At 32.1% G+C, this 21,538-nt stretch carries 18 protein-coding genes; all 18 read right to left on the minus strand.

Features of this window, described 5'->3' with window-relative positions; translation table 11 throughout:
- Positions 1-18: 18 nt before the first annotated feature.
- Positions 19-2,085, minus strand: a complete 2,067-nt coding sequence (gene infB, locus LGK97_RS01050) for a translation initiation factor IF-2 (RefSeq protein ID WP_226257877.1) — start codon at positions 2,083-2,085, stop codon at positions 19-21.
- A 23-nt stretch (positions 2,086-2,108) separates the two neighbouring features.
- Entirely contained in the window at positions 2,109-2,420 is a 312-nt protein-coding gene (locus LGK97_RS01055; RefSeq protein ID WP_226257878.1) for a ribosomal L7Ae/L30e/S12e/Gadd45 family protein, read from the minus strand.
- Entirely contained in the window at positions 2,413-2,697 is a 285-nt protein-coding gene (gene rnpM, locus LGK97_RS01060) for an RNase P modulator RnpM (protein WP_226257879.1), read from the minus strand. Before rnpM ends, LGK97_RS01055 begins: the two co-directional genes overlap by 8 nt.
- A gap of 11 nt (positions 2,698-2,708) precedes the next feature.
- A complete protein-coding gene (nusA, locus tag LGK97_RS01065; protein ID WP_226257880.1) occupies positions 2,709-3,815 on the minus strand; it encodes a transcription termination factor NusA in 1,107 nt (368 codons plus the stop codon).
- A gap of 13 nt (positions 3,816-3,828) precedes the next feature.
- Complete coding sequence (gene rimP, locus LGK97_RS01070) at positions 3,829-4,290, minus strand: ribosome maturation factor RimP (RefSeq protein WP_226257881.1); 462 nt, start codon at positions 4,288-4,290, stop codon at positions 3,829-3,831.
- Positions 4,291-4,493: 203 nt separating this feature from the next.
- Positions 4,494-8,822, minus strand: a complete 4,329-nt coding sequence (locus LGK97_RS01075; RefSeq protein WP_413228402.1) for a PolC-type DNA polymerase III — start codon at positions 8,820-8,822, stop codon at positions 4,494-4,496.
- A gap of 25 nt (positions 8,823-8,847) precedes the next feature.
- A complete protein-coding gene (gene ispG, locus LGK97_RS01080; RefSeq protein WP_226257882.1) occupies positions 8,848-9,897 on the minus strand; it encodes a flavodoxin-dependent (E)-4-hydroxy-3-methylbut-2-enyl-diphosphate synthase in 1,050 nt (349 codons plus the stop codon).
- Positions 9,898-9,909: 12 nt separating this feature from the next.
- Positions 9,910-10,947: an RIP metalloprotease RseP gene (rseP, locus tag LGK97_RS01085; RefSeq protein WP_226257883.1), complete on the minus strand. Its 1,038-nt coding sequence runs from the start codon at positions 10,945-10,947 to the stop codon at positions 9,910-9,912.
- Between the two features lie 14 nt (positions 10,948-10,961).
- On the minus strand, positions 10,962-12,122 hold the full coding sequence (gene dxr, locus LGK97_RS01090) for a 1-deoxy-D-xylulose-5-phosphate reductoisomerase (protein ID WP_226257884.1): 1,161 nt from the start codon (positions 12,120-12,122) through the stop codon (positions 10,962-10,964).
- A 94-nt stretch (positions 12,123-12,216) separates the two neighbouring features.
- On the minus strand, positions 12,217-13,023 hold the full coding sequence (locus LGK97_RS01095) for a phosphatidate cytidylyltransferase (RefSeq protein WP_226257885.1): 807 nt from the start codon (positions 13,021-13,023) through the stop codon (positions 12,217-12,219).
- A gap of 11 nt (positions 13,024-13,034) precedes the next feature.
- On the minus strand, positions 13,035-13,796 hold the full coding sequence (locus LGK97_RS01100; RefSeq protein ID WP_226257886.1) for an isoprenyl transferase: 762 nt from the start codon (positions 13,794-13,796) through the stop codon (positions 13,035-13,037).
- Between the two features lie 81 nt (positions 13,797-13,877).
- Positions 13,878-14,435, minus strand: coding sequence for a ribosome recycling factor (gene frr / locus LGK97_RS01105; protein WP_226257887.1), 558 nt, complete (start codon positions 14,433-14,435; stop codon positions 13,878-13,880).
- A gap of 15 nt (positions 14,436-14,450) precedes the next feature.
- Positions 14,451-15,179, minus strand: coding sequence for a UMP kinase (gene pyrH / locus LGK97_RS01110; RefSeq protein WP_226257888.1), 729 nt, complete (start codon positions 15,177-15,179; stop codon positions 14,451-14,453).
- A gap of 72 nt (positions 15,180-15,251) precedes the next feature.
- Entirely contained in the window at positions 15,252-16,172 is a 921-nt protein-coding gene (gene tsf, locus LGK97_RS01115) for a translation elongation factor Ts (RefSeq protein ID WP_226257889.1), read from the minus strand.
- Between the two features lie 111 nt (positions 16,173-16,283).
- Positions 16,284-16,985 (minus strand): 30S ribosomal protein S2, encoded by a 702-nt coding sequence (gene rpsB / locus LGK97_RS01120; protein ID WP_226257890.1) that lies wholly within the window; start codon positions 16,983-16,985, stop codon positions 16,284-16,286.
- A 286-nt stretch (positions 16,986-17,271) separates the two neighbouring features.
- Positions 17,272-18,048 (minus strand): GTP-sensing pleiotropic transcriptional regulator CodY, encoded by a 777-nt coding sequence (codY, locus tag LGK97_RS01125; protein ID WP_226258002.1) that lies wholly within the window; start codon positions 18,046-18,048, stop codon positions 17,272-17,274.
- Positions 18,049-18,282: 234 nt separating this feature from the next.
- On the minus strand, positions 18,283-20,382 hold the full coding sequence (gene topA, locus LGK97_RS01130) for a type I DNA topoisomerase (protein ID WP_226257891.1): 2,100 nt from the start codon (positions 20,380-20,382) through the stop codon (positions 18,283-18,285).
- Positions 20,383-20,417: 35 nt separating this feature from the next.
- Entirely contained in the window at positions 20,418-21,500 is a 1,083-nt protein-coding gene (gene dprA / locus LGK97_RS01135; RefSeq protein ID WP_226257892.1) for a DNA-processing protein DprA, read from the minus strand.
- Positions 21,501-21,538 lie beyond the last annotated feature (38 nt).

The raw sequence follows: 21,538 nt of genomic DNA on the forward strand, positions 1-21,538 counted from the left end.
ACCCACCACTCCTTCTAATTAAGTTAGTTTTGGTTTTATTTCTTCCATTATAAATGCTTCTATGATGTCGCCTTCTTTAATATCATTGAATTTTTCTATGCTTAATCCACATTCGTATCCAGCAGCAACTTCTTTTGCATCATCTTTAAATCTCTTCAATGAAGCGAGTGTTGATTCAGTTATTACTATTCCATTTCTAAGCACACGTACACTACTGTTTCTAGTGATTTTACCGCTTAGAACATAAGATCCTGCTATAGTTCCTACATTTGAAACTTTATATATTTGTCTTATCTCTACTCTACCTAAAACAACCTCTTTATATACAGGGTCCAAAAGTCCAAGCATTGCTAATTTTATATCATCAAGAGCATCATAAATTATTCTATAAGTTTTGATTTCTACGCCTTCTCTTTCTCCGATAATGACAGCGTTATTGTCTGGTCTTACATTGAATCCAATAATTATTGCATTTGAAGCGGCTGCAAGTGTAACATCTGTTTCAGAAATAGCTCCAACTCCAGAATGAATAACTCTTACCTTTACATTATCAGTAGATAATTTCTCTAAAGATTGTCTTACAGCCTCTACAGATCCTTGAACGTCAGCTTTAACAATTACCCCAAGTTCTTTTACAGACCCTTCTTGTATTTGGCTATATAGATTTTCCATAGAAACTCTATTGCTAGTTTGGAAATATTCTTCTCTTGATTTTGCTTTTCTAGCCTCTGCCATAATCCTTGCAGTTTTCTCATCTTTAACTACATTAAATCTATCTCCAGCTGCTGGAACTTCTGATAACCCAAGTATTTCAACTGGTATAGAAGGACCTGCAGTACTTATTTTGTTACCCTTATCATCGAACATTGCTCTTATTCTTCCATAAGTTGAACCAACTATTATAGAATCGCCAGTTTTAAGTGTACCATTCTGTACTAATAAAGTAGCAAGAGGTCCACGACCTTTGTCAAGTTTAGATTCTATTAACGTTCCTTTTGCGCTTCTATTAGCATTTGCTTTTAGTTCTAGCATTTCTGCTGTTATCAATATCATTTCAAGTAAAGTATCTATACCTTCTTTAGTATGAGCTGATACAGGAACACAAATTGTGTCTCCGCCCCAATCCTCTGAAACAAGACCAAACTCTGTTAATTCTTGTTTAACCTTATCAATATTAGCTCCTGGTCTATCTATTTTGTTTATAGCTACTATCATTGGTACCTTTGCAGCCTTACAATGATTTATAGCTTCTTTAGTTTGTGGCATAATACCATCATCTGCAGCTACAACAAGTATAACTATATCTGTTATTTGAGCGCCTCTTGCTCTCATTGATGTAAATGCCTCGTGACCAGGTGTATCTAAAAATGTAATTTTCTCTCCATTGATATTAACAGTATAAGCACCTATATGCTGTGTAATTCCACCTGCTTCTGTTTCAGTAACCTTAGCTTTTCTAATACAGTCAAGTAGTGATGTCTTGCCGTGGTCAACGTGACCCATAACTGTAACAACTGCTGGTTTCTTATCTGTTCCTAAATCAACGTCAATGTCCTCATCTTTAGCAATTTTTCCCTCTTCCTCATCTTTAAGTACTGCAGTTGCACCATACTTTTCTATTACTTTCTCAGCTGTATTGAAATCAATTTCTTGATTCATTCCAGCCATAACGCCAATGAAAATAAGTTGTTTTATTACTTCAACATAAGGCCTCTTAAGCTTATCAGCTAAATCTTTAACTGTTATAGTGTTTTCAATTACTACAAATTCATCATCTATGGCTTCAACGCCATTGTTGCCGTTTCCACTATCATCTCTGCCTTTTCTACCTCTTTTTCTAATAACAACTTTGTTAGCATCTTCGTTTGCTAAGTTTTCGTAATGTTCTACCGTTTCATTTTTGTCATCTTTAAGTCCTGAATTTTCATCGCTATAAAGTTCCTTTATTAATTCAGCATCCTCTTCCTCAATCACACTCATATGATTTTTGGCCTTTATACTAAACTCTTCGAATAGTACACTAATTAATTCTTTACTTGACACATCTAACTCTTTTGCTAATTCATATATTCTGACTTTTGCCAAATCATTCACCCCCGAAATTTAATTTATTCATTATCTTCATTCCATAAGCTAAGTAGCTTATCACTCATTTTTTTATCATTTACACATAAAACGTTAATTTCTTCTCTACCTAAGCATTTACCTAACACTTCATTAGATACACCTTCTATAACAGGTATGTTATTCTTAACACTAAATCTTTGAAACTTTTCTTTAGTATTTGTTGAGCTTTCCTCAGATAAAATTATAAGGGTTCCTCTTCTATGTGAAAGCGCTTCTTCACACATATTGTAACCTTCAATAACTTTTCCTGCTTTTTTAGTTAACCCTAAAAATTGAAAAAATTTATTATTCATAATTTATCTTTTCCTCTTGATTTATCTGGTCTTTAAGACTTCCATAAATTTCTTCACTTACTTTTCCACCTAGGTTTCTTTCCAATCTTTTTGTTTTAAAAGATTTTTCAAAGCACTCTATATTCTTACAAATATATGCACCTCTACCGGGTTTTTTTCCTGTTAAATCTATAGAGATTTCGCCTTCTTTGCTTCGAACTATACGTAGTAACTCTTTTTTACATTTCATTTCCATACAACCTGTACACATGCGCTGAGGTATTTTTTTAACTTTCATAAACCTATCACCTACTCTTTAGTAATGGTTTCAACAAATTGTTCTTGAGTAACTTCAATTTCTTCCATCTTATATTGAGCTTGGGTTCTGCTTTTAATATCAATTTTCCAACCTGTAAGTCTTGCTGCCAATCTAACATTCTGGCCTTCTTTTCCAATAGCTAAAGATAATTGGTTATCTTCTACTATGACCTTTGCAGATTTAGAATTTTCATCAACCATTACATTCAATACTTTTGCAGGACTCAAAGCATTAGATATATACTCTTCAGGTTTTTTGCTCCATTTTATAATATCAATTTTCTCATTCCTTAATTCGTTAACTATATTTTGAACCCTAATCCCTTTTGGTCCAACACAAGCTCCCATAGCATCAACATCTTCATCATTTGAATATACTGCAATTTTAGTTCTTGAACCTGCTTCCCTTGAAATACTCTTTATTTCAACAACTCCACCAAAAACTTCTGGTACCTCAAGTTCAAACAATCTCTTTACAAGACCAGGGTGAGTTCTTGATACTCCTACCTGAGCACCTTTAGTTGTATTTTTAACCTCAACAATATATAACTTTAACTTTTCATTAAAATTATATTCTTCGCCAGGCATTTGCTCAGTAGCTCCAAGCACAGCTTCAATTTTACCTAAGTCAATAAATACATTTCCTCTATCTTTCCTTATAACACTTCCCGTAACAATATCAAATTCTTTAGTGATAAATTCATTGTAAATAATATTTCTTTCAGCTTCTTTAATTCTTTGAATAACTACTTGCTTTGCAGATTGTGCAGCTATTCTTCCAAATTTTCTTGGTGTAACTTCGATATCAACAACATCACCTAATTGATATTTAGGACTATATTCTTTAGATTCTTCAAGAGATATTTCATTAGAATCGTCAAATACTTCTTCTACAACTGTTTTTTGTCCATACACATGTATTTCGCCTGTTTCTCTATTCATTGATACTTTTACACTTTGATTATTATTAGATAAAGTAGCAAAATTCTTCTTATATGCTGCAACTAATGCATCATCAATAGTTTCAAAAAGTAGTTCTTCACTGATGCCCTTTTGGTCTACAATTTCTCTCAATGCTTCAATAAATTCCTGATTCATTTTAACTTCCTCCTTACAGCACTGGCTTCAAACTCACAACAGAAATGTTTTCTCTAGGAATAGCTATATTATTCCCATCGTATTCAATTTCTATTTGCACATCAGAAAATCCTAGTAAATTACCTTCAAGTTTTTTCTTTCCTTCATATAGACTTTTTAAATCCACTAGTATGTTGTTTCCTATGTATTTTTCTAGATGATTATCACCATATAGAATTCTTTCAATTCCTGGAGATGAAACTTCTAAAAAGTAACTATCTGTTATTGGGTCCTCTACATCTAGTATTTCACTTGTGGCTCTACTAACTTTTTCACAATCTTCTAAAGATATGCCATTTGAACTATCTATATAAATTCTCAGGAAATTTTCTCCTGCTTCTTTTACATACTCTATATGATATAATTCGCAATTGTATTTTTCTACTATTGGCTCAGTTATTTTTCTAAGTTTTTGTATCAAGGTATCATTTTTCATTTTAACACCCTCCTTTTATTAATATCTTCTACAATTATTACTATAATTAATCATAATATTATAATTAAAACGCAACCATGAGTTGCGTTTCAATAAATAGAGAGTAGGACGACCCTACTCTCTTACAATACAATTATCATCCATAACTAATATATATCATTCTATCATATAAAATTTGCTATTTCAAGGGTTAATTACATTTCCTAAAAAAACGATAATTGATTTGTGTCGGGCAGCCCCTTTAAACATCCATGTTTATCTAATGTTTCAATGACTGTTTTAGAAACCTTGCAACGAATTCTTAAATCTTCTTTAGATATGAACTCTCCTTGCTCCCTAAGTAAAACTATACTTTTAGCAGCATTTTCACCAACACCTTCAAGACTACTAAGTGGTGGCCTTATGGAATCATTTTCAATTGTAAATTTAACATCCTCAGATTTATAAAGATCCACATTCAGTAACTTTATCCCTCTTTTGTACATTTCATAGGATAACTCAAGAGTTGTAAGAAGTCCTTTTTCCTTTGTTCCTATATCATTACCAAGTGCCTCTAGTTCATCCATCTTAAGTCTTATAGCTGCCTCACCTTTTACAATTAAATCAGCATCAAAGTCATCTGCCCTTACAGTAAAGTAAGTGGCATAATACTCCTTTGGATAATAAACTTTATGGTAGGCTATTCTAACCGCCATCATTACATATGCAACTGCATGACCCTTAGGGAACATATATTTTATTTTTTTACATGATCCTATATACCAATCCGGCACATCATTTTCTCTCATTACATTCTCATGGTCTTCCGTTAATCCCTTACCTTTTCTTACACTTTCCATAATAGTAAAAGCCGTCTTAGATGGAAGACCTTTGTATATCAGATATACCATTATATCGTCTCTTGTGGAAATACAATCTTTAAGTGTAGTAAATCCTTCCTTAATATAGTATTGTGCATTATTAATCCATACATCAGTACCATGAGACAATCCTGAAATTCGAACCAGGTCTGAAAAAGACTTAGGTTGTGTATCTAAAAGCATCTGCCTTACAAATTTTGTACCAAACTCTGGTAGTCCATAACTTCCAACTTCGCAACCTAATTCTTTAATGGTAAGTCCTAAGGCCTCTGGTGATGTAAATAAACTTATAACTTTAGGATCTGACAGTGGTATGGTCTTTGGGTCTAATCCTGTTAAATCCTGAAGCATTCGAAGCACTGTGGGATCATCATGCCCAAGTATATCAAGTTTTAGAAGTCGTCCACTTATGGAGTGATAATCAAAATGTGTTGTAATAATATCTGAATTTGGATCATCTGCTGGGTGCTGCACAGGGCAGAAATTATAGATTTCATTATCACTAGGTACAACCATTATACCTCCCGGGTGCTGACCAGATGTCCTCTTGACACCAGTACATCCTTGGGTCAGTCTATCTATTTCAGCTTGGGGAACTATAATGTTTTTTTCGCCTAAATATTTTTTTACATATCCATAAGCCGTTTTATCTGCAATTGTTCCTATAGTACCCGCCTTAAAAGTGAACCCCTTTCCGAATAGCACCTCAGTATACCTATGTATATCAGCCTGATTATCACCCGAAAAGTTCAAATCTATATCCGGTTCTTTATCTCCTTCAAAACCTAGAAAAGTTTCAAATGGTATATCATGACCATCTTTTGTATATTGAAAGCCACAGCTTGGGCACTCCTTATCAGGTAAATCTGCACCCGATGCAATAGATCCATCTAAAATAAATTCGCTTTTTCTACAATTAGGACAAACATAATGAGGTGGCAATCCGTTAACTTCTGTTATATTAGTCATAGTGGCTACGAATGAGGATCCAACAGACCCCCTTGAACCTACTAAATAACCGTCTTCAAGAGATTTTGCTACAAGTTTTTGAGCTATTAAGTAAAGTACTGCATATCCATTATTTATTATAGAGTTTAGTTCTTTATCTAATCTTTTTTCAACTATTTCTGGCAAATCATCACCATATATAGAATGAGCTTTAGCTAATGTCATTTCACGAATTTCATCTTCTGCACCCTCTATCTTAGGTGGATATGTCCCATCTGGTATTGGTTTTATCACTTCTATCATATCTGCAATTTTATTCGGATTATAAATTACTACTTCTTTGCACTTTTTTTCGCCTAAGTAAGAAAACTCTCTTAGCATCTCGTTAGTAGTTTTAAAATATAGTGGTGGTTGCTCCTCTGCATCTGAAAAGCCTTTTCCAGCCATTAAAATTCTTCTGAAAACTTCATCAGAAGGTTCTAGAAAATGCACATCACCTGTTGCCACTACAGGCAAATTATTTTTTTCCCCTAAATCACATATTTTTTTATTAATTTCCATCAATTCACTTTCATCTTTTACCGTGCCATTTCTAATCATGAATTTATTATTATCTAAGGGTTGTATTTCTAAATAATCATAGAATTTTATAATTTCCTTGATATCTTCTTCAGAACTTCCTTGAAGCACCTCTTTATATACTTGCCCCGCTTCGCAAGCTGATCCAATTATGAGACCTTCCCTATGTTTCTCAATTAAAGTTTTAGGAAGTCTTGGTCTCCTATGGAAATGCTCTAAATTTGATATAGAAATAAGCTTATAAAGATTCTTTAAGCCCACTAGATCTTTTGCCAGAATAATAACATGATAAGTATTTGCTTTTTTTATATCGAAGTCACCTAAAAACTCGTTATTTAAAGTATTTAAATCTAAAATATTCTTTTCTTTTAATAAACCGAAACAATGTAATAGTATCTCTGCAGTGGCTTTAGCATCATCTACAGCTCTATGATGATTTTCCAGTGATATACCTAAATGCTTAGCTATTGTATTTAACTTAAATCGTTTAAGAGTTGGAAATAAGTATTTAGCCAAAGGGATTGTATCCATAATTGGATTTTCAAACTTTAAATTTAATCTTTGAGAATTCTTTTTAATAAACGCAGTATCAAAGGCAGCGTTATGTGCTACTACAACGCTACCCTTTATAAACTCTAAAAATCTAGGAAGTATTGCTTCAATAGTGTCTGCATCTTCAACCATAGAATTTGTTATTCCTGTGAGCTCAGTAATTTTGTATGGTATATCTCTTTCTGGATTTACAAATTCATTAAAATTATCTACTATTACACCATTTTCAATTTTAACTGCACCAATTTCAGTTATTCTATCATTCTCACTGGAAAGACCAGTTGTTTCTATATCAAAAACTACAAAACAATGTTCTAGACTTTCATTTTGATGATTAATGACAATCGGTACTCCATCATCCACTAGGTAGCCTTCTACGCCGTATATAACCTTAATCTTATGTTTCTTAGCTGCATCCATAGCTTCTGGGAAAGCTTGCACTACTCCATGATCCGTTATTGTTATGGCAGAATGCCCCCATTTAGCGGCTCTTTCAATAAGTTTTGACGTTGGGCTTAGTCCATCCATGGCACTCATTTGTGTATGGAGATGAAGTTCCACTCTTTTTTCCTGTGCTGTATCCATTCTTTCTATTTTCTTTAGTTTAATTATATCCCTAGCCATTAAAACAACTTCTTTTGCATAGGTATCATAACCTGCCTCTCCTCGTACTTTACAGTAAAGTCCAACTTTAATTTCTTCCATTAGTTTTTCTACATCCTTAGGTTTTGGAAAACACTTTACTGTAATGGAGCTTGAGTAATCTGTAATGTTAAAGGTTATGATTATTCTACCCGTTTTTGTTTCAACTATATTTACTTTAAAGATATCCCCACAGGCGCATACTATTCCTGAAGTTTCATTTATATCTTTAATAGTTGTTGCCTCACTGTTTATATTTCTTCCCATTATTGTATTCTCATCAGCAATTTCATCTTTTTTATACTCTGGCCTACTATACTTATTTGAATTATTTCCACTACTTCCATTACTTTGGTTACTCTTTTGTGGCTTATCTCTTTTTTCTGTATTTATATTTTTTACTATTTCACTTATTATATTTTCCTGTTCTTTTTTTCCTGAATAATCTTCATTAGTGAGTTTACTATTATGTTCTAATTTAACTAAAGAATTAATTCCGAACATATCGCTTATGGTATTCTTCATAAGCACTTCTATATTCTTATCTCTCAAAATCTTACACATAAAATCATTTCCACACTGTATTTTCAGTGCCCCATTCTCAATTATCCTAGAAGATTTAAGTAGACTATCTTTACTTGCTGGCTCTGAAATAGATATTACATTGACAACATCAAGCCAAAATTTATCTTTCACATCTTCTATAGTGGCATTTGATACGTCTTTGTAACAAATTAACTGTATATCCTCAAAACTACAGAATCGTTTTGATATAATATCTTTGATTAGTAGTTTCTTATTATCATCTATATCATCAAAGGACTTAATTATTACCCTTAACTTATTGCTCTTTTTAAGGTATTGAACCCTAAGTACCTTGATATCATCTGTTAATGTCTCTTTATTTAAACTTAAATCACTTTTTAACATTTCAGCTAGGCTTACATTCATTAGTATTCCTCCTGAGAAGATCCTGTTATAATTTATCTATCTCGCGGATAAGTTCTTCCACTAAATCTTCTTCCTTTACAGTTTTTATTATTTCACCTTTTTTAAATATGAGACCAACTCCGTTACCCCCGGCAATTCCAATATCTGCTTCCCTTGCTTCACCTGGTCCGTTAACAGCGCATCCCATTACTGCAATCTTTATTTTCTTATCACAACTTGCAAGTCTTGCCTCTACTTCATTTGCAATTTTAATAAGATTAATTTGAGTTCTTCCACAGGTTGGGCAGGATACAAATGTAATTCCTTCATTTATATATCCTAAGGTTTTTAATATTTCTATGCCAACCTTAACCTCGTCTACTACCTCTCCAGTTAGAGATACCCTTATAGTATCACCAATTCCATCTGCTAAAAGCGCACCAATTCCCACACTTGACTTTATGGTTCCTCTCCATGTAGTTCCTGCTTCTGTAACTCCTAAATGAAGAGGATAATCTACTTTACTTGATATTAATTTATAACTTTCAATCATCATAACTACATCAGAAGATTTTATAGAAATAACTATATCATAAAAATCTAAACTTTCTAGTATTTTAACATGCCTTAATGCACTTTCAACTAACGCCTCTGCACATACATGACCGTACTTTTCAAGAATATCCTTTTCAAGGGACCCTGAATTCACACCAATTCTAATGGGAATCCCCTTTTCTTTAGCAGCTTTTGCAACTAATTGTATTTTATCGTGGCTACCAATATTGCCTGGATTAATTCTTAATTTAGATATTCCGTTCTCAATGGATTTTAAAGCTAGTCTATAGTCAAAATGAATGTCAGCAACTAAGGGTATATGTATGCCCTTTACTATGTCCTTAATAGCCTCAGCCGCTGTCATATCAGGTACAGCGCATCGCACAATGTCACAGCCTGCCTTTTCTAACTGCAGAATTTGATTTATAGTAGCTTCTACATCTCGTGTATCAGTGCTAGTCATCGACTGCACCGATACCTTTGAATCTCCACCTATAAATATATTTCCAACTTTAATCTTTTTCGTTTCTCTTGTTTTCATAGTACTCATCTCCTAGAATTTCATTGGACTAATTATATCCTTTAAGACTATTAATACCATTAATGCCATCAAACACATAAATCCAATATAGTTTACAGCTGCGACTTTACTCTCATTTAGCTTTTTACCTGATATTATCTCAAATAAGAGTATAAAAATCCAACCTCCATCTAAAGCCGGGAAAGGTATTATATTAAATATTCCTAATTGAACACTTAACATTGCAGTGAGCATCATTAAACTTGTAAGCCCCATTTGAGCTGCTTTTCCAGAAATTCGTATTATGCTTATTGGTCCTCCTACATCATTAACTGACACTTTACCTTTAAATAAACTTCCAAAAAAATCGAAGATTTGTCTTGCTGAGGTAGCAGTTTGATCAAATCCATAAACCACAGATTCACCTAAACTCATTTTTTCACGTATATTAGAAACCCGTATCCCTATTATGAACTTATTTTCTTTTTCATCTTTAAGGGGTTTCAATAATAACTTCTGAGCCTTAGAATCTCTAGTTACTTCAATATTTAAACTTTCGCCTTTATTTGTGGACATCTCACCTAAAAAATCATCCCAGCTTTCTATATTTACACTATTAACTTTAGTAATTTTATCTCCAACTAATATCCCAGCTTTCATAGCGGGGCTATTAGGTACTACTTCTCCTATTACTGGTGATATATATCCATCCACTGCACCTATTATGGCAAATAGAACAATTGCTAATATAAAATTCATAATTGCTCCTGCAGAAACTATGCTTAACTTTTGACCTGGTGTTTTATTGTTAAAAGCTCTAGGGTCATTACTCTCATCATTTTCACCTTCCATCTTAACATAACCACCAATAGGAAAGGCTTTAATTAAATACTCTGTTTCCTTTCCCTTTATACCAAAAAGCTTAGGTCCCATTCCTAGTGAAAATTCATGTACCTTTACTCCATTAAACTTAGCTAAAGCAAAATGACCTAATTCATGTATTATAACCAAAAGACTAAATGCTAATATAGCCATAATAAAATATGGCAAGTTTGCTATAATATTACCCATAACAGTTTTCCTCCCTATTTCTTATCATAATTTTTTCTTACATATTCTCTTACTTTCAAGTCAATTTCTAAGATTTCTTCTAGGTTTGGATTACTATGGTGCTTAAATTCCGCCATGGACTTTTCTATAATATCTTCTATGTCAAGATACTTGATTTTGCAATCTAAAAATAACTCAACAGCTACTTCATTTGCCGCATTCATAATAGCAGGCATATTTCCGCCCATTCTGCCTGCTTTATAGGCCAAATCAAGGCATTTAAAAGTATCTGTATCCGGTTTTTCAAAAGTCAAATTACCCATATTATAAATATCTAATGGATCAATAACAGTATTTTTTCTTTCTGGATAATTTATTGCATATTGAATAGGAAGTCTCATATCAGTTGAACTAAGCTGAGCTATCACACTTCCATCAACGTACTCTACCATGGAATGTATTGTACTTTGAGGATGAACAACTACTTGGATATTTTCGTAAGTTACACCAAATAACCAATGCGCTTCTATAACCTCGAGGCCTTTATTCATAAGTGTTGAAGAATCAATGGAAATCTTTTTACCCATGTTCCATTTTGGATGTTTAAGTGCATCCTCTGGTTTTATTTCCATCAATTGTTCTTTGCTTTTACCCCTAAATGGTCCACCTGATGCTGTTAATATTATTTTATTAACAGCATCTAATTTATTACCTTGCAAACATTGAAAAATCGCGCCATGTTCTGAATCAACTGGCAATATATTTACATTGTTTTTTTTAGCAGCTTCCATAACTAATGCACCTGCTGCTACTAAAGTTTCCTTATTGGCTAAGGCAATATCTTTTCCTGCCTGTATAGCTTTCATAGTAGGAACTAATCCTATCATCCCTACAACTGAAGTTACTACAATATCCACTTCTGGTAAGGTGCTTATATAATTTAATCCTTCTATCCCATGTAACACTTGCGTTGATATTTTTTTATCGATACAATATTTCTTAAGCTTTAAGTAAGCTTCTTCATCCATCATAGCAACATACTTAGGTTTAAACTCCTCAATAATCGATATAACTTTGTCAAAGTTAGTATTTGCCGAAATCCCCACAATAGATAAATTTTTAATATCCTTTCGAATAACATCTAAAGTTTGAGTTCCTATAGAGCCAGTAACCCCTAATATAGTAATCTTCTTCATGTAAATCTCTCCATTCCTCTGAGCCTATAGTTTATGTTTTATATTTATATTTAATTCCTGTTTAACATTTAGTATAGCATATTTAAATATGGCTTTATATCCCCAATATAAAAGTAATGTAATAAAAAGCTACCACAGAAACAAATAAAATACTGTCAAATCTGTCTAAGATACCACCGTGTCCTGGTATAAGGTTACTATAATCTTTAACTCCTACAAATCTTTTTATAGAGGATGCAATTAAATCTCCAACTTGACCAAAAGCACCACAAATCACACCAATTATAGTGTAATGATATAACTCTATAGGAACCCCGAATTTTGAAATCACATAACCATAAATTGTACATCCTACAGCACTCCCTAGTAGCCCACCTATTGATCCTTCTATGGTTTTTTTAGGGCTTACTTTAGGGCATAACTTATGTTTTCCACCTTTACCAAAAAACCTTCCAGAATAATATGCCGCTGTATCACAAACCCATGAACAAATAAATATAATCCATACTAAATATTCACCATAGGCTTTACTATTTATAAACACAATAAAACTAAAAAATACTGCAACATACAAAAACCCAAATATAGTAAGTGCAACATCCACAAAATTATAAGTTGTATTTAAAACAGGAATACATAATAACAAAAATATAGTTGCTATTAAAACATATACATTAAAACTAGTTAAAAAATCATTACTAATGTTTAAGTAATAAGCAACACATAAGATATATCCTATAATCTTAATTGGTTTATAGTGTTTTTTCCTGGAAACTTTATAAAACTCGTACATACCAAAAAGCGAAAGTACCATTACGAGATATTTTAAATACTCCCCTCCTAAAAATAAAAATATTACCAGTGGCGCTAAAATAAGTGCTCCTAAATATCTACTATTCATAATCTTTTCTCCTATTTAACCTTTCCAAATCTTCTATCTCTTTTTTGATAGTCTGCTATAGCTAATTTAAGTTGTTCTTCATTAAAATCTGGCCATTTAACATCCGAAAACCATAGTTCAGAGTATGCACTTTGCCACAGTAAAAAGTTACTTAATCTTAACTCCCCACTTGGTCTTATTATAAGGTCTGGATCTGGCATTTCTTTAGTATACATATACTTTGAAAATAAATCTTCAGTTATTTTATCTTTAGAGATCTTCTTATTAACCAAATCTAAAGATATTTGTTTTACAGCATCTATTATTTCATTTCTTCCGCCATAATTTAAAGCTAGATTTAGAATTAGTCCTTTATTATTCTTTGTTTTTTCATAAGCATAATTTAATTCTTCTCTGCAAACCTTTGGTAACTTTGATACATTACCTATAGAATTTATCACAACATCATTTGCATTTAACTCTTCAAACTCATTTTTTAAGTATTCTACTAATAATTTCATTAAGGAATTTACTTCTTCTAAAGGTCTATTCCAGTTCTCGGTTGAAAATGCATATAATGTTAAGTATTTAACGCCTAAATTATTACACGCTTTTACAATCTTTCTTATTGTTTCTACCCCTGCTTTATGGCCAAGTGCTCTTGGTAAATTATGTTCCTTTGCCCATCTGCCATTACCATCCATTATAATTGCGATATGCATAGGGATTCTCGCCATATCTATATCATTTTTTGTACGTATATCCCTTTTTAAAAAAGCGAATAATTTTTTCAATAAAATTCTCTCCTCTTTATTCCTTATAGTATAATTTTAAATAGAACCTGCAATTATGCAGGTTCTATTTAAAATTATATACTAAACTACCATTATTTGTTTTTCTTTAGCATCTACTAATTTATCTATTTCTTTAATAACTCTATCCGTTTCCTTTTGAATAATATCTTCTGACTTTTTAGCCTCATCTTCACTAATTTCTGTATTTTTTTTCAAAGTCTTAATTTTATCATTGGCATCTCTTCTAATAGACCTTACAGCCACTTTAGAATCTTCGCCTGTTTTCTTTATAACCTTAATTAAATTTTTTCTTGTTTCTTCAGTGAGTTCTGCAATAATCAATCTAATTGAACTACCATCATTAGATGGATTTAACCCTAAATCAGATTTTAATATAGCTTTTTCTATATCTTTTAAAGAAGATTTATCCCAAGGTTGAATAAGCAATACTCTAGGTTCTGGTGCAGAAACATTTGCTACTTGAGTTATTGGCAAAAAGCTCCCATAACATTCAACAGTAATTCTATCTAGCATTGTAGGATTTGCTCTTCCAGCTTTCATGCTTTCAAACTCGTGTTTTAAAACATTGATAGTCTTTTTCATTTTTTCATCAGCAGTGCTAATAATCTCTTTAATCATAAAATTCCCTCCATATTATTCTGATGCTTTAGCGCAAGACGTAACTAAAGTACCAATTTTTTCTCCTAAAATTGCCTTCTTTATATTTTCAGGTTTATCAAGTCCAAAAACTAATATAGGTATATTGTTGTCCATGCATAATGATGTAGCCGTAGAATCCATAACTTGGAGTCCCTTTTCAAGTACGTTAATATAACTTAGATGATCAAACTTCTTTGCATCATTATATTTGTGGGGATCTTTATCATAAACTCCATCAACCTTTTTGGCAAGTAAAATCACTTCGGCTTCTATTTCTGCTGCTCTAAGTGCTGCTGTTGTATCTGTTGAAAAATATGGATTGCCTGTGCCAGCTGCGAATATAATAACTCTACCTTTTTCCAAATGTCTCATAGCTCTTCTTCTTATAAATGGTTCTGCAACTTCTTTCATTTCAATTGCAGTTTGAACCCTAGTATTTACACCTAGATTTTCCAAAGAGTCTTGAAGCGCCAACGCATTAATACAAGTAGCCATCATTCCCATATAATCTGCAGTAGTCCTGTCCATACCTTCTCCACTTCTACCACGCCATATATTTCCACCACCAACGACTATTCCCACTTTAACACCAAGCTTAATTAACTCTTTTATTTGAAGAGCGATTTCATTTGTGATTTCAAAGTCTATTCCAAATCCTTTTTCACCAGCTAAAGCTTCTCCAGAAATTTTTAACATGATTCTTTTATATTTAGCAACCTCCATAAACATTACACCTCCAAATTTAAAATAATACCTATTTTAAAAAAGAGAACACCTAGTGTTCTCCTTAAATTGTTATTTACCTGCCACTTGTCTTTTAACTTCTTCAGCAAAGTCTTCTACTTTTTTCTCTATACCTTCTCCTCTTTCAAACCTTAAGAATCTTGTTACTTTTATATCAGCACCAATTTTCTTAGATTCTTCTTGAAGATATTTAGTAATAGTATAATCAGCGTTTTTAACCCAAACTTGTTCAAGTAAACATACTTCTTTGTAATACTTGTTTACTCTTCCCATAACCATTTTCTCAACAATGTTTACTGGTTTTCCTTCGTTTAAAGCTTGAACTCTGTATATTTCTTTTTCTTTTTCTAAAGTTTCATTATCAACACATGTATTATCTAAGAATAAAGGATTAGCTGCTGCTATTTGCATTGCAATATCTTTAGCAATTCTGCTTAATGATTCATCTTGTTTATCGCAAGACAATTCTACTAAAACACCAATTCTTCCACCGCCATGGATATAACTTTGAACTATTCCATTTTCAATTGAGAATTTCCCAAATCTTCTTACAGACATATTCTCACCTAGTTTTGATATTAAGTCAGTAACAGCACCTGAAACTGTTTTTGCTTTGTCACCTATGTATTCTTCAGCAATTAATTCTTCAACAGTAGTTGAAGTAGTTTTTGATGTTTGTATTGCAACATTTTTTGCTAAAGTAGCAAATTCTTCATTAGCAGAAACAAAGTCTGTTTCGCAATTAACTTCTACAATAGAACCAGTTTTCATATCTTCTGAAATATAAGTACATACTAATCCTTCTGCAGCTATTCTTCCAGCTTTTTTTGCAGCAGCTGCCAATCCTTTTTCTCTTAAAAGTTCAATGGCTTTATCAATATCACCATCTGTTTCACCTAGAGCTCTTTTACAATCCATCATTCCAGCCCCAGTTCTTTCTCTTAACTCTTTAACCATACTTGCACTAATCATTATTATTTCCTCCTATTCCTATCTAATTTAAAAGGTAAATGAAAGAATTAACTCGCACCTACCTTTCAACTGTTTATCAATAACTATCTTATTAGATAAATATAGTTACTATTATTCTGCTAATTGTTCACCTTGTCTTGCTTCTATAATAGCATCAGCTAATCTTTCAGTTATTAATTTAACTGCTCTTATAGCATCATCATTTCCTGGTATTACATAATCAACTTCATCTGGATCACAGTTTGTATCAACTATTGCGATTACAGGAATTCCAAGAATCTTAGCTTCAGAAATTGCATTCTTTTCTTTTCTTGGATCTACAACGAATAGAGCTCCTATTTTGTTAGCATCCATAGTTCTGATTCCGCCTAAGTTCTTTTCAAGTTTTTCTCTTTCATTTAGAAGTTTACTTACTTCTTTTTTTGGAAGAACATCAAAAACTCCGTCTTCTTCCATTTTATATAACTCTTCTAATCTTTTTATTCTTGTTTTAATTGTTTTGAAGTTTGTAAGCATTCCACCCAACCATCTATTGTTTACAAAATGCATACCTGATCTTATAGCTTCAACTTTAATAGCTTCTTGAGCTTGTTTTTTTGTTCCTACAAATAAAATATCTTTTCCTTCTTCAGATACAGATTTAATAAAGTCATATGCTTCATCGATTTTTCTAACTGTTTTTTGTAAATCGATAATGTATATACCATTTCTTTCTGTAAATATGTACGGAGCCATTTTAGGGTTCCATCTTCTAGTTTGATGTCCAAAGTGAACGCCTGCTTCTAATAATTGTTTCATTGAAATAACTGCCATTATTAATAAACCTCCTAGTTTTTACTTCCATTACCATCATCTTATTGAAGGCCACATATTGGAACTCTTCCATAATTAAGTAATGTGCATATTTTCTTACCTTCGTATTGTATCACAAGAAAATGTGGTATTCAATAAAAACTTTTAATAAAATCAAAAGCTTTATTGCTATTAACTTAATAATATATTTATTATTCTCACTTAATACATATTTATACTTGAAAATAAAATAACCTTAGACAAAGCTATTCATAGCTGCCTAAGGTTATTTATTTAGTAATTTTATTTATTTAATCTTTTTAAGTTCATCTAATAATTTGTCATTTAATATTTTAATATGAGTCCCTTTCATTCCAAGGGATCTTGATTCAATTACTCCTGCACTTTCAAATTTTCTTAATGCATTAACTATAACAGATCTTGTTATTCCAACTTTATCTGCTATTTTAGATGCTACTAATAATCCTTCAGAACCATCTAACTCGTTGAAAATATGCTGTACAGCTTCAAGCTCTGAATAAGATAATGTTCCAATAGAGAGTTGCACTACTGCCTTCTTTCTTGCCTCTTCTTCGATGACATCATTCTTGCCCCTCAAGATTTCAAGTCCAACTATAGTAGCGCTATATTCTGCTAAAACTAAATCATCATCTGTAAACTCTTTATCAAATCTTGCAAGTAAAAGAGTACCTAATCTTTCTCTATTCCCATTTATTGGAACTATTGTAGTTAGTTTGTTTTCAATTCCACATTTATTACTTTCTGAGAACACACAAACAGCTGTGTTTGTAAGATTAGATTTAGTCTCAGTATTACTAAGTAATTTTACATTATATTCATCTGGGAATCTCATATTTACTATAATATCATCTTTAACAATATCACATTCATACCCATTTGCTAAATTATATCCTAATATTTTTCCTCTTCTACTAACAATGTACACATTACATTCCAATACATCGCTTAGTAGATTGCAAATGTCGTCAAAAACCACTGGCTCTGTTCCTGATTTTTGCAATACCTTATTTAACATTCTTGTTTTAGTTAATAGTGACACGATATTCCTCCTCATTTATGTTATAAAACACAACTTTTATTATTTAATCCACTTCATAAAGCAAATTACTTTAGAATAGGCAAAATTCAAAATATTTAAAATTTTTAGAATCATTCCTTCTCTACTTAATGTTATCATAACATTAACATCATATCAACAGTCATTTCATAAATTTCGACACAATATTTATGAAATTTTAGTAAACTCTATGAATTAATCTATAATTTTAACTTAATCTTACTTTTCTTCGCTGCCTTCCTCGGCTTTATATTCCTTGTTTTTACATTCTGCATTTGAACATTCCATATACTCACCTTTGGTTTTGCTATATCTTTTTAACATATATGTACTACACTTTGAACACTTTACATCAGTAGGCTCAAACCAACTAACGAAATCACACTCTGGATAATTGCTACATCCAAAAAACTTAGTTCCTTTTTTGCTTCTTCGTTCTAAGATTTTACCTCCACATTTAGGACAAGGCACTTCAAGTTCTTTAGTAATTGCTTTTGTATTTTTACACTCTGGATATCCAGGACATGCTAAAAAATCACCAAATCTTCCATGCTTTATTACCATGAACTTGCCACACTTATCACATTCTACATCAGTAACTTCATCTTCAATTGTGATTTTAGCTATTTCCTTCTCAGCAATTTCGATATCTTTCTTTAAAGGTGTAAAAAAGGTATCCACTATGTTTTCCCACTTTTCTTGTCCTTCTTCTATGCAATCCAAGTTATTCTCCATCTGTGCTGTAAATTCAATATCTACTATCTGCTTGAAATATTCACTTACAATGTTATTTACAATATGCCCAAGTTCCGTTACTTCTAACGTTTTTTTGTCTTTTTCAACATATTTTCTACTAAGAAGCGTAGTAATAATTGGTGCATATGTACTAGGTCTTCCTATTCCATTCTCTTCTAATGTTTTAACAAGTGATGCCTCTGAAAACTTTGCAGGTGGCTGAGTAAAATGTTGTTTCCCCTCTGTCTTTTCACTACCTAATATATCTCCTATCGCTAGTTCTGGAAGCTTTAATGTGTTTTCTTCTTCATCTAGTTCTCCATCATAAACTTTTCTAAAACCATCAAAAGCTACTTTAGATCCAGATGCTTTAAGACCATAATCACCATTTTCAATATCTATAGATACGGTATCAAGTATGCATGATTCCATTTGACTTGCCATGAACCTGTTCCATATTAATGCGTATAGTTTATATTGTGGATCTTTAAGGCTTTTCTTTGCTATTGCTGGTGTTATTTCAATATTAGAAGGTCTTATCGCTTCGTGAGCATCCTGTATATTTTTTTTACCTTTAAACACTCTTGGAATACTTGGATAATATTGCTCCCCGTATTTGCTAACAATAAAATCTTTTGCATTACCTTGAGCTTCTTCTGATATTCTGGTAGAGTCAGTTCTCATATATGTAATTAATCCTACTGTGCCATGTCCCTCTATTTCCATACCTTCATATAATTGCTGAGCAATAGACATAGTTCTTTTGGTTGCAAAATTAAGCTTTCTATATGCGTCTTGTTGCAATGTACTTGTAATGAATGGCGCCAATGGATTTTTACTTTTAGGAGACTTTTTAACCTTTTTTACAATAAAACCATTTGCATTAAGTGAGTTAATGATATTATCACTTTCTTCTTTAGAATTTATTTCAATCTTTTCACCCTTATGTGAAGCAAGTTTTACATTTAATCTCTGAGGTTCTCCTTCTTTACATAATTCGCATTCTATAGTCCAATATTCTTTAGCTATAAATTTTTCTATTTCCTTTTGTCTGTCACAGATTATTTTAAGTGTAACCGACTGAACTCTCCCAGCACTAAGTCCCCATTTAACTTTTCTCCACAGTATTGGGCTAATCTCATATCCAACTAATCTATCTAGTATGCGCCTTGCTTGTTGCGCATCAACGAGTTGCTCGTTTATTACTCTTGGAGACTTTATTGCATTCTTAACGGCTGTTTTAGTTATTTCATTAAATACAATTCTGCACTTATCCTTTTCATCTATTTTCAAGGCTTTTGCTAAATGCCAAGATATAGCCTCACCCTCTCTATCAGGGTCAGTTGCCAAGTAAACTTTGTCAGACTTTTTTGCTTCTTTTCGTAATTTTTCAAGTAGTTCACCTTTACCACGGATAGTTATATATTTAGGTTGATAATTATTATCTATGTCAACCCCCAATTGGCTTTTTGGTAAATCCCTAACATGTCCCATGGATGCTTCAACTACATAATTACTTCCTAAATACTTCTTTATAGTTTTAGCTTTTGCAGGTGACTCAACTATAACAAGTTTTTGTCCCATCTTATCCCCTCCATCAATGTATTATATATTTAACCTTATATTTTGTTATTTACCCGGACATAATAGTTTCCTGATAAACATAATATCTCATTTTTAATCTGCATTTTAAATAATACCTCATATAATTGTTTTATGTCAATGTTAGTTATTCTAACGATATCGTTAATATGCAATGGACTATCATTTATAATGCTATATATCCCTTTGTGCATTTTACTATCAAAAACCTTTGTATCAATGGCTTTATCAACCTTTATTTCCATTCCAAGCAAATTAAATATATCATCAGTACAAGTTAAAGGAAACGCTCCATCTTTAATTAATTTATTTGTCCCTTTACTTTCATATGAAAATATTGATCCTGGAACAGCCATAACATCCTTGCCTTGTTCTAGGGCTAGGTTAGCGGTAATCAATGATCCACTTTTTTCACCAGCCTCTATTACAATAATAATATCACTAAGAGCGCTTATTATTCTGTTTCTTTGAGGAAAGTTATATGCATATGGTGGTGTTCCAGGTAAAAATTCCGTAATGACACAACCTTTTTCAATTAGTTTATTAAAAGTTTTAAGGTTTTCTTTAGGGTATACCACATCTAGCCCCGAGCCTAAAACTGCACAAGTATACCCTTCATTTTCTAAACAACTTTCATGGGCAAAAGTATCAATTCCCCTTGCCATTCCACTAACAACATTAATATTATTATTACATAGCTGAGAACATACAATTTTAGTAACATCTTTACCGTAATTTGAATATTTTCTCGAACCCACTATGGAGATATTGTACCCTTCATTTAATTGCAATATGTTCCCCTTGTAAAATAATATATACGGTGCATCATCATAATTTTTGAGTTTCTTCGGATATCCGTCTTCGTAGTAAGCTATGGTACTTATTTCATTTATCTCTATGCTTTTTTTTAGGTTTGTAATCTCATTTTCCTTCCAAGCATCAGATAATGTGTTTATTAATGCGTTATTAAAATATTCTGTTTTCTTGCTATGTACACCATAATACCACACTTTCTCCGCACTTTGGAAATCATTTATTAATTTCAACTTAATTCTAGGCGATAATTTAACCAGAGCAAACCATATATCATAGTCATTCATTCTTTTGCTATACCTCCACTAACTTAATTGCTGAAACA

This window comes from Clostridium sp. CS001 (assembly GCF_020443565.1).
In the GTDB taxonomy this organism is placed as follows: Bacteria; Bacillota; Clostridia; order Clostridiales; family Clostridiaceae; genus Clostridium_AD.

Excerpts from the sequence above, each read along its gene's own strand:
- tsf (WP_226257889.1), bottom strand. The coding sequence starts at position 16,172 with ATGATTAGTGCAAGTATGGTTAAAGAGTTAAGAGAAAGAACTGGGGCT.
- dxr (WP_226257884.1), bottom strand. The coding sequence starts at position 12,122 with ATGAAGAAGATTACTATATTAGGGGTTACTGGCTCTATAGGAACTCAA.
- ispG (WP_226257882.1), bottom strand. The coding sequence starts at position 9,897 with ATGAAAACAAGAGAAACGAAAAAGATTAAAGTTGGAAATATATTTATA.
- LGK97_RS01055 (WP_226257878.1), bottom strand. The coding sequence starts at position 2,420 with ATGAATAATAAATTTTTTCAATTTTTAGGGTTAACTAAAAAAGCAGGA.
- nusA (WP_226257880.1), bottom strand. The coding sequence starts at position 3,815 with ATGAATCAGGAATTTATTGAAGCATTGAGAGAAATTGTAGACCAAAAG.
- rseP (WP_226257883.1), bottom strand. The coding sequence starts at position 10,947 with ATGGGTAATATTATAGCAAACTTGCCATATTTTATTATGGCTATATTA.
- topA (WP_226257891.1), bottom strand. The coding sequence starts at position 20,382 with ATGGGACAAAAACTTGTTATAGTTGAGTCACCTGCAAAAGCTAAAACT.
- LGK97_RS01095 (WP_226257885.1), bottom strand. The coding sequence starts at position 13,023 with ATGAATAGTAGATATTTAGGAGCACTTATTTTAGCGCCACTGGTAATA.
- rnpM (WP_226257879.1), bottom strand. The coding sequence starts at position 2,697 with ATGAAAGTTAAAAAAATACCTCAGCGCATGTGTACAGGTTGTATGGAA.
- frr (WP_226257887.1), bottom strand. The coding sequence starts at position 14,435 with ATGATTAAAGAGATTATTAGCACTGCTGATGAAAAAATGAAAAAGACT.
- LGK97_RS01075 (WP_413228402.1), bottom strand. The coding sequence starts at position 8,822 with ATGAATGTAAGCCTAGCTGAAATGTTAAAAAGTGATTTAAGTTTAAAT.
- rpsB (WP_226257890.1), bottom strand. The coding sequence starts at position 16,985 with ATGGCAGTTATTTCAATGAAACAATTATTAGAAGCAGGCGTTCACTTT.
- rimP (WP_226257881.1), bottom strand. The coding sequence starts at position 4,290 with ATGAAAAATGATACCTTGATACAAAAACTTAGAAAAATAACTGAGCCA.
- dprA (WP_226257892.1), bottom strand. The coding sequence starts at position 21,500 with ATGAATGACTATGATATATGGTTTGCTCTGGTTAAATTATCGCCTAGA.
- pyrH (WP_226257888.1), bottom strand. The coding sequence starts at position 15,179 with ATGGAGGTTGCTAAATATAAAAGAATCATGTTAAAAATTTCTGGAGAA.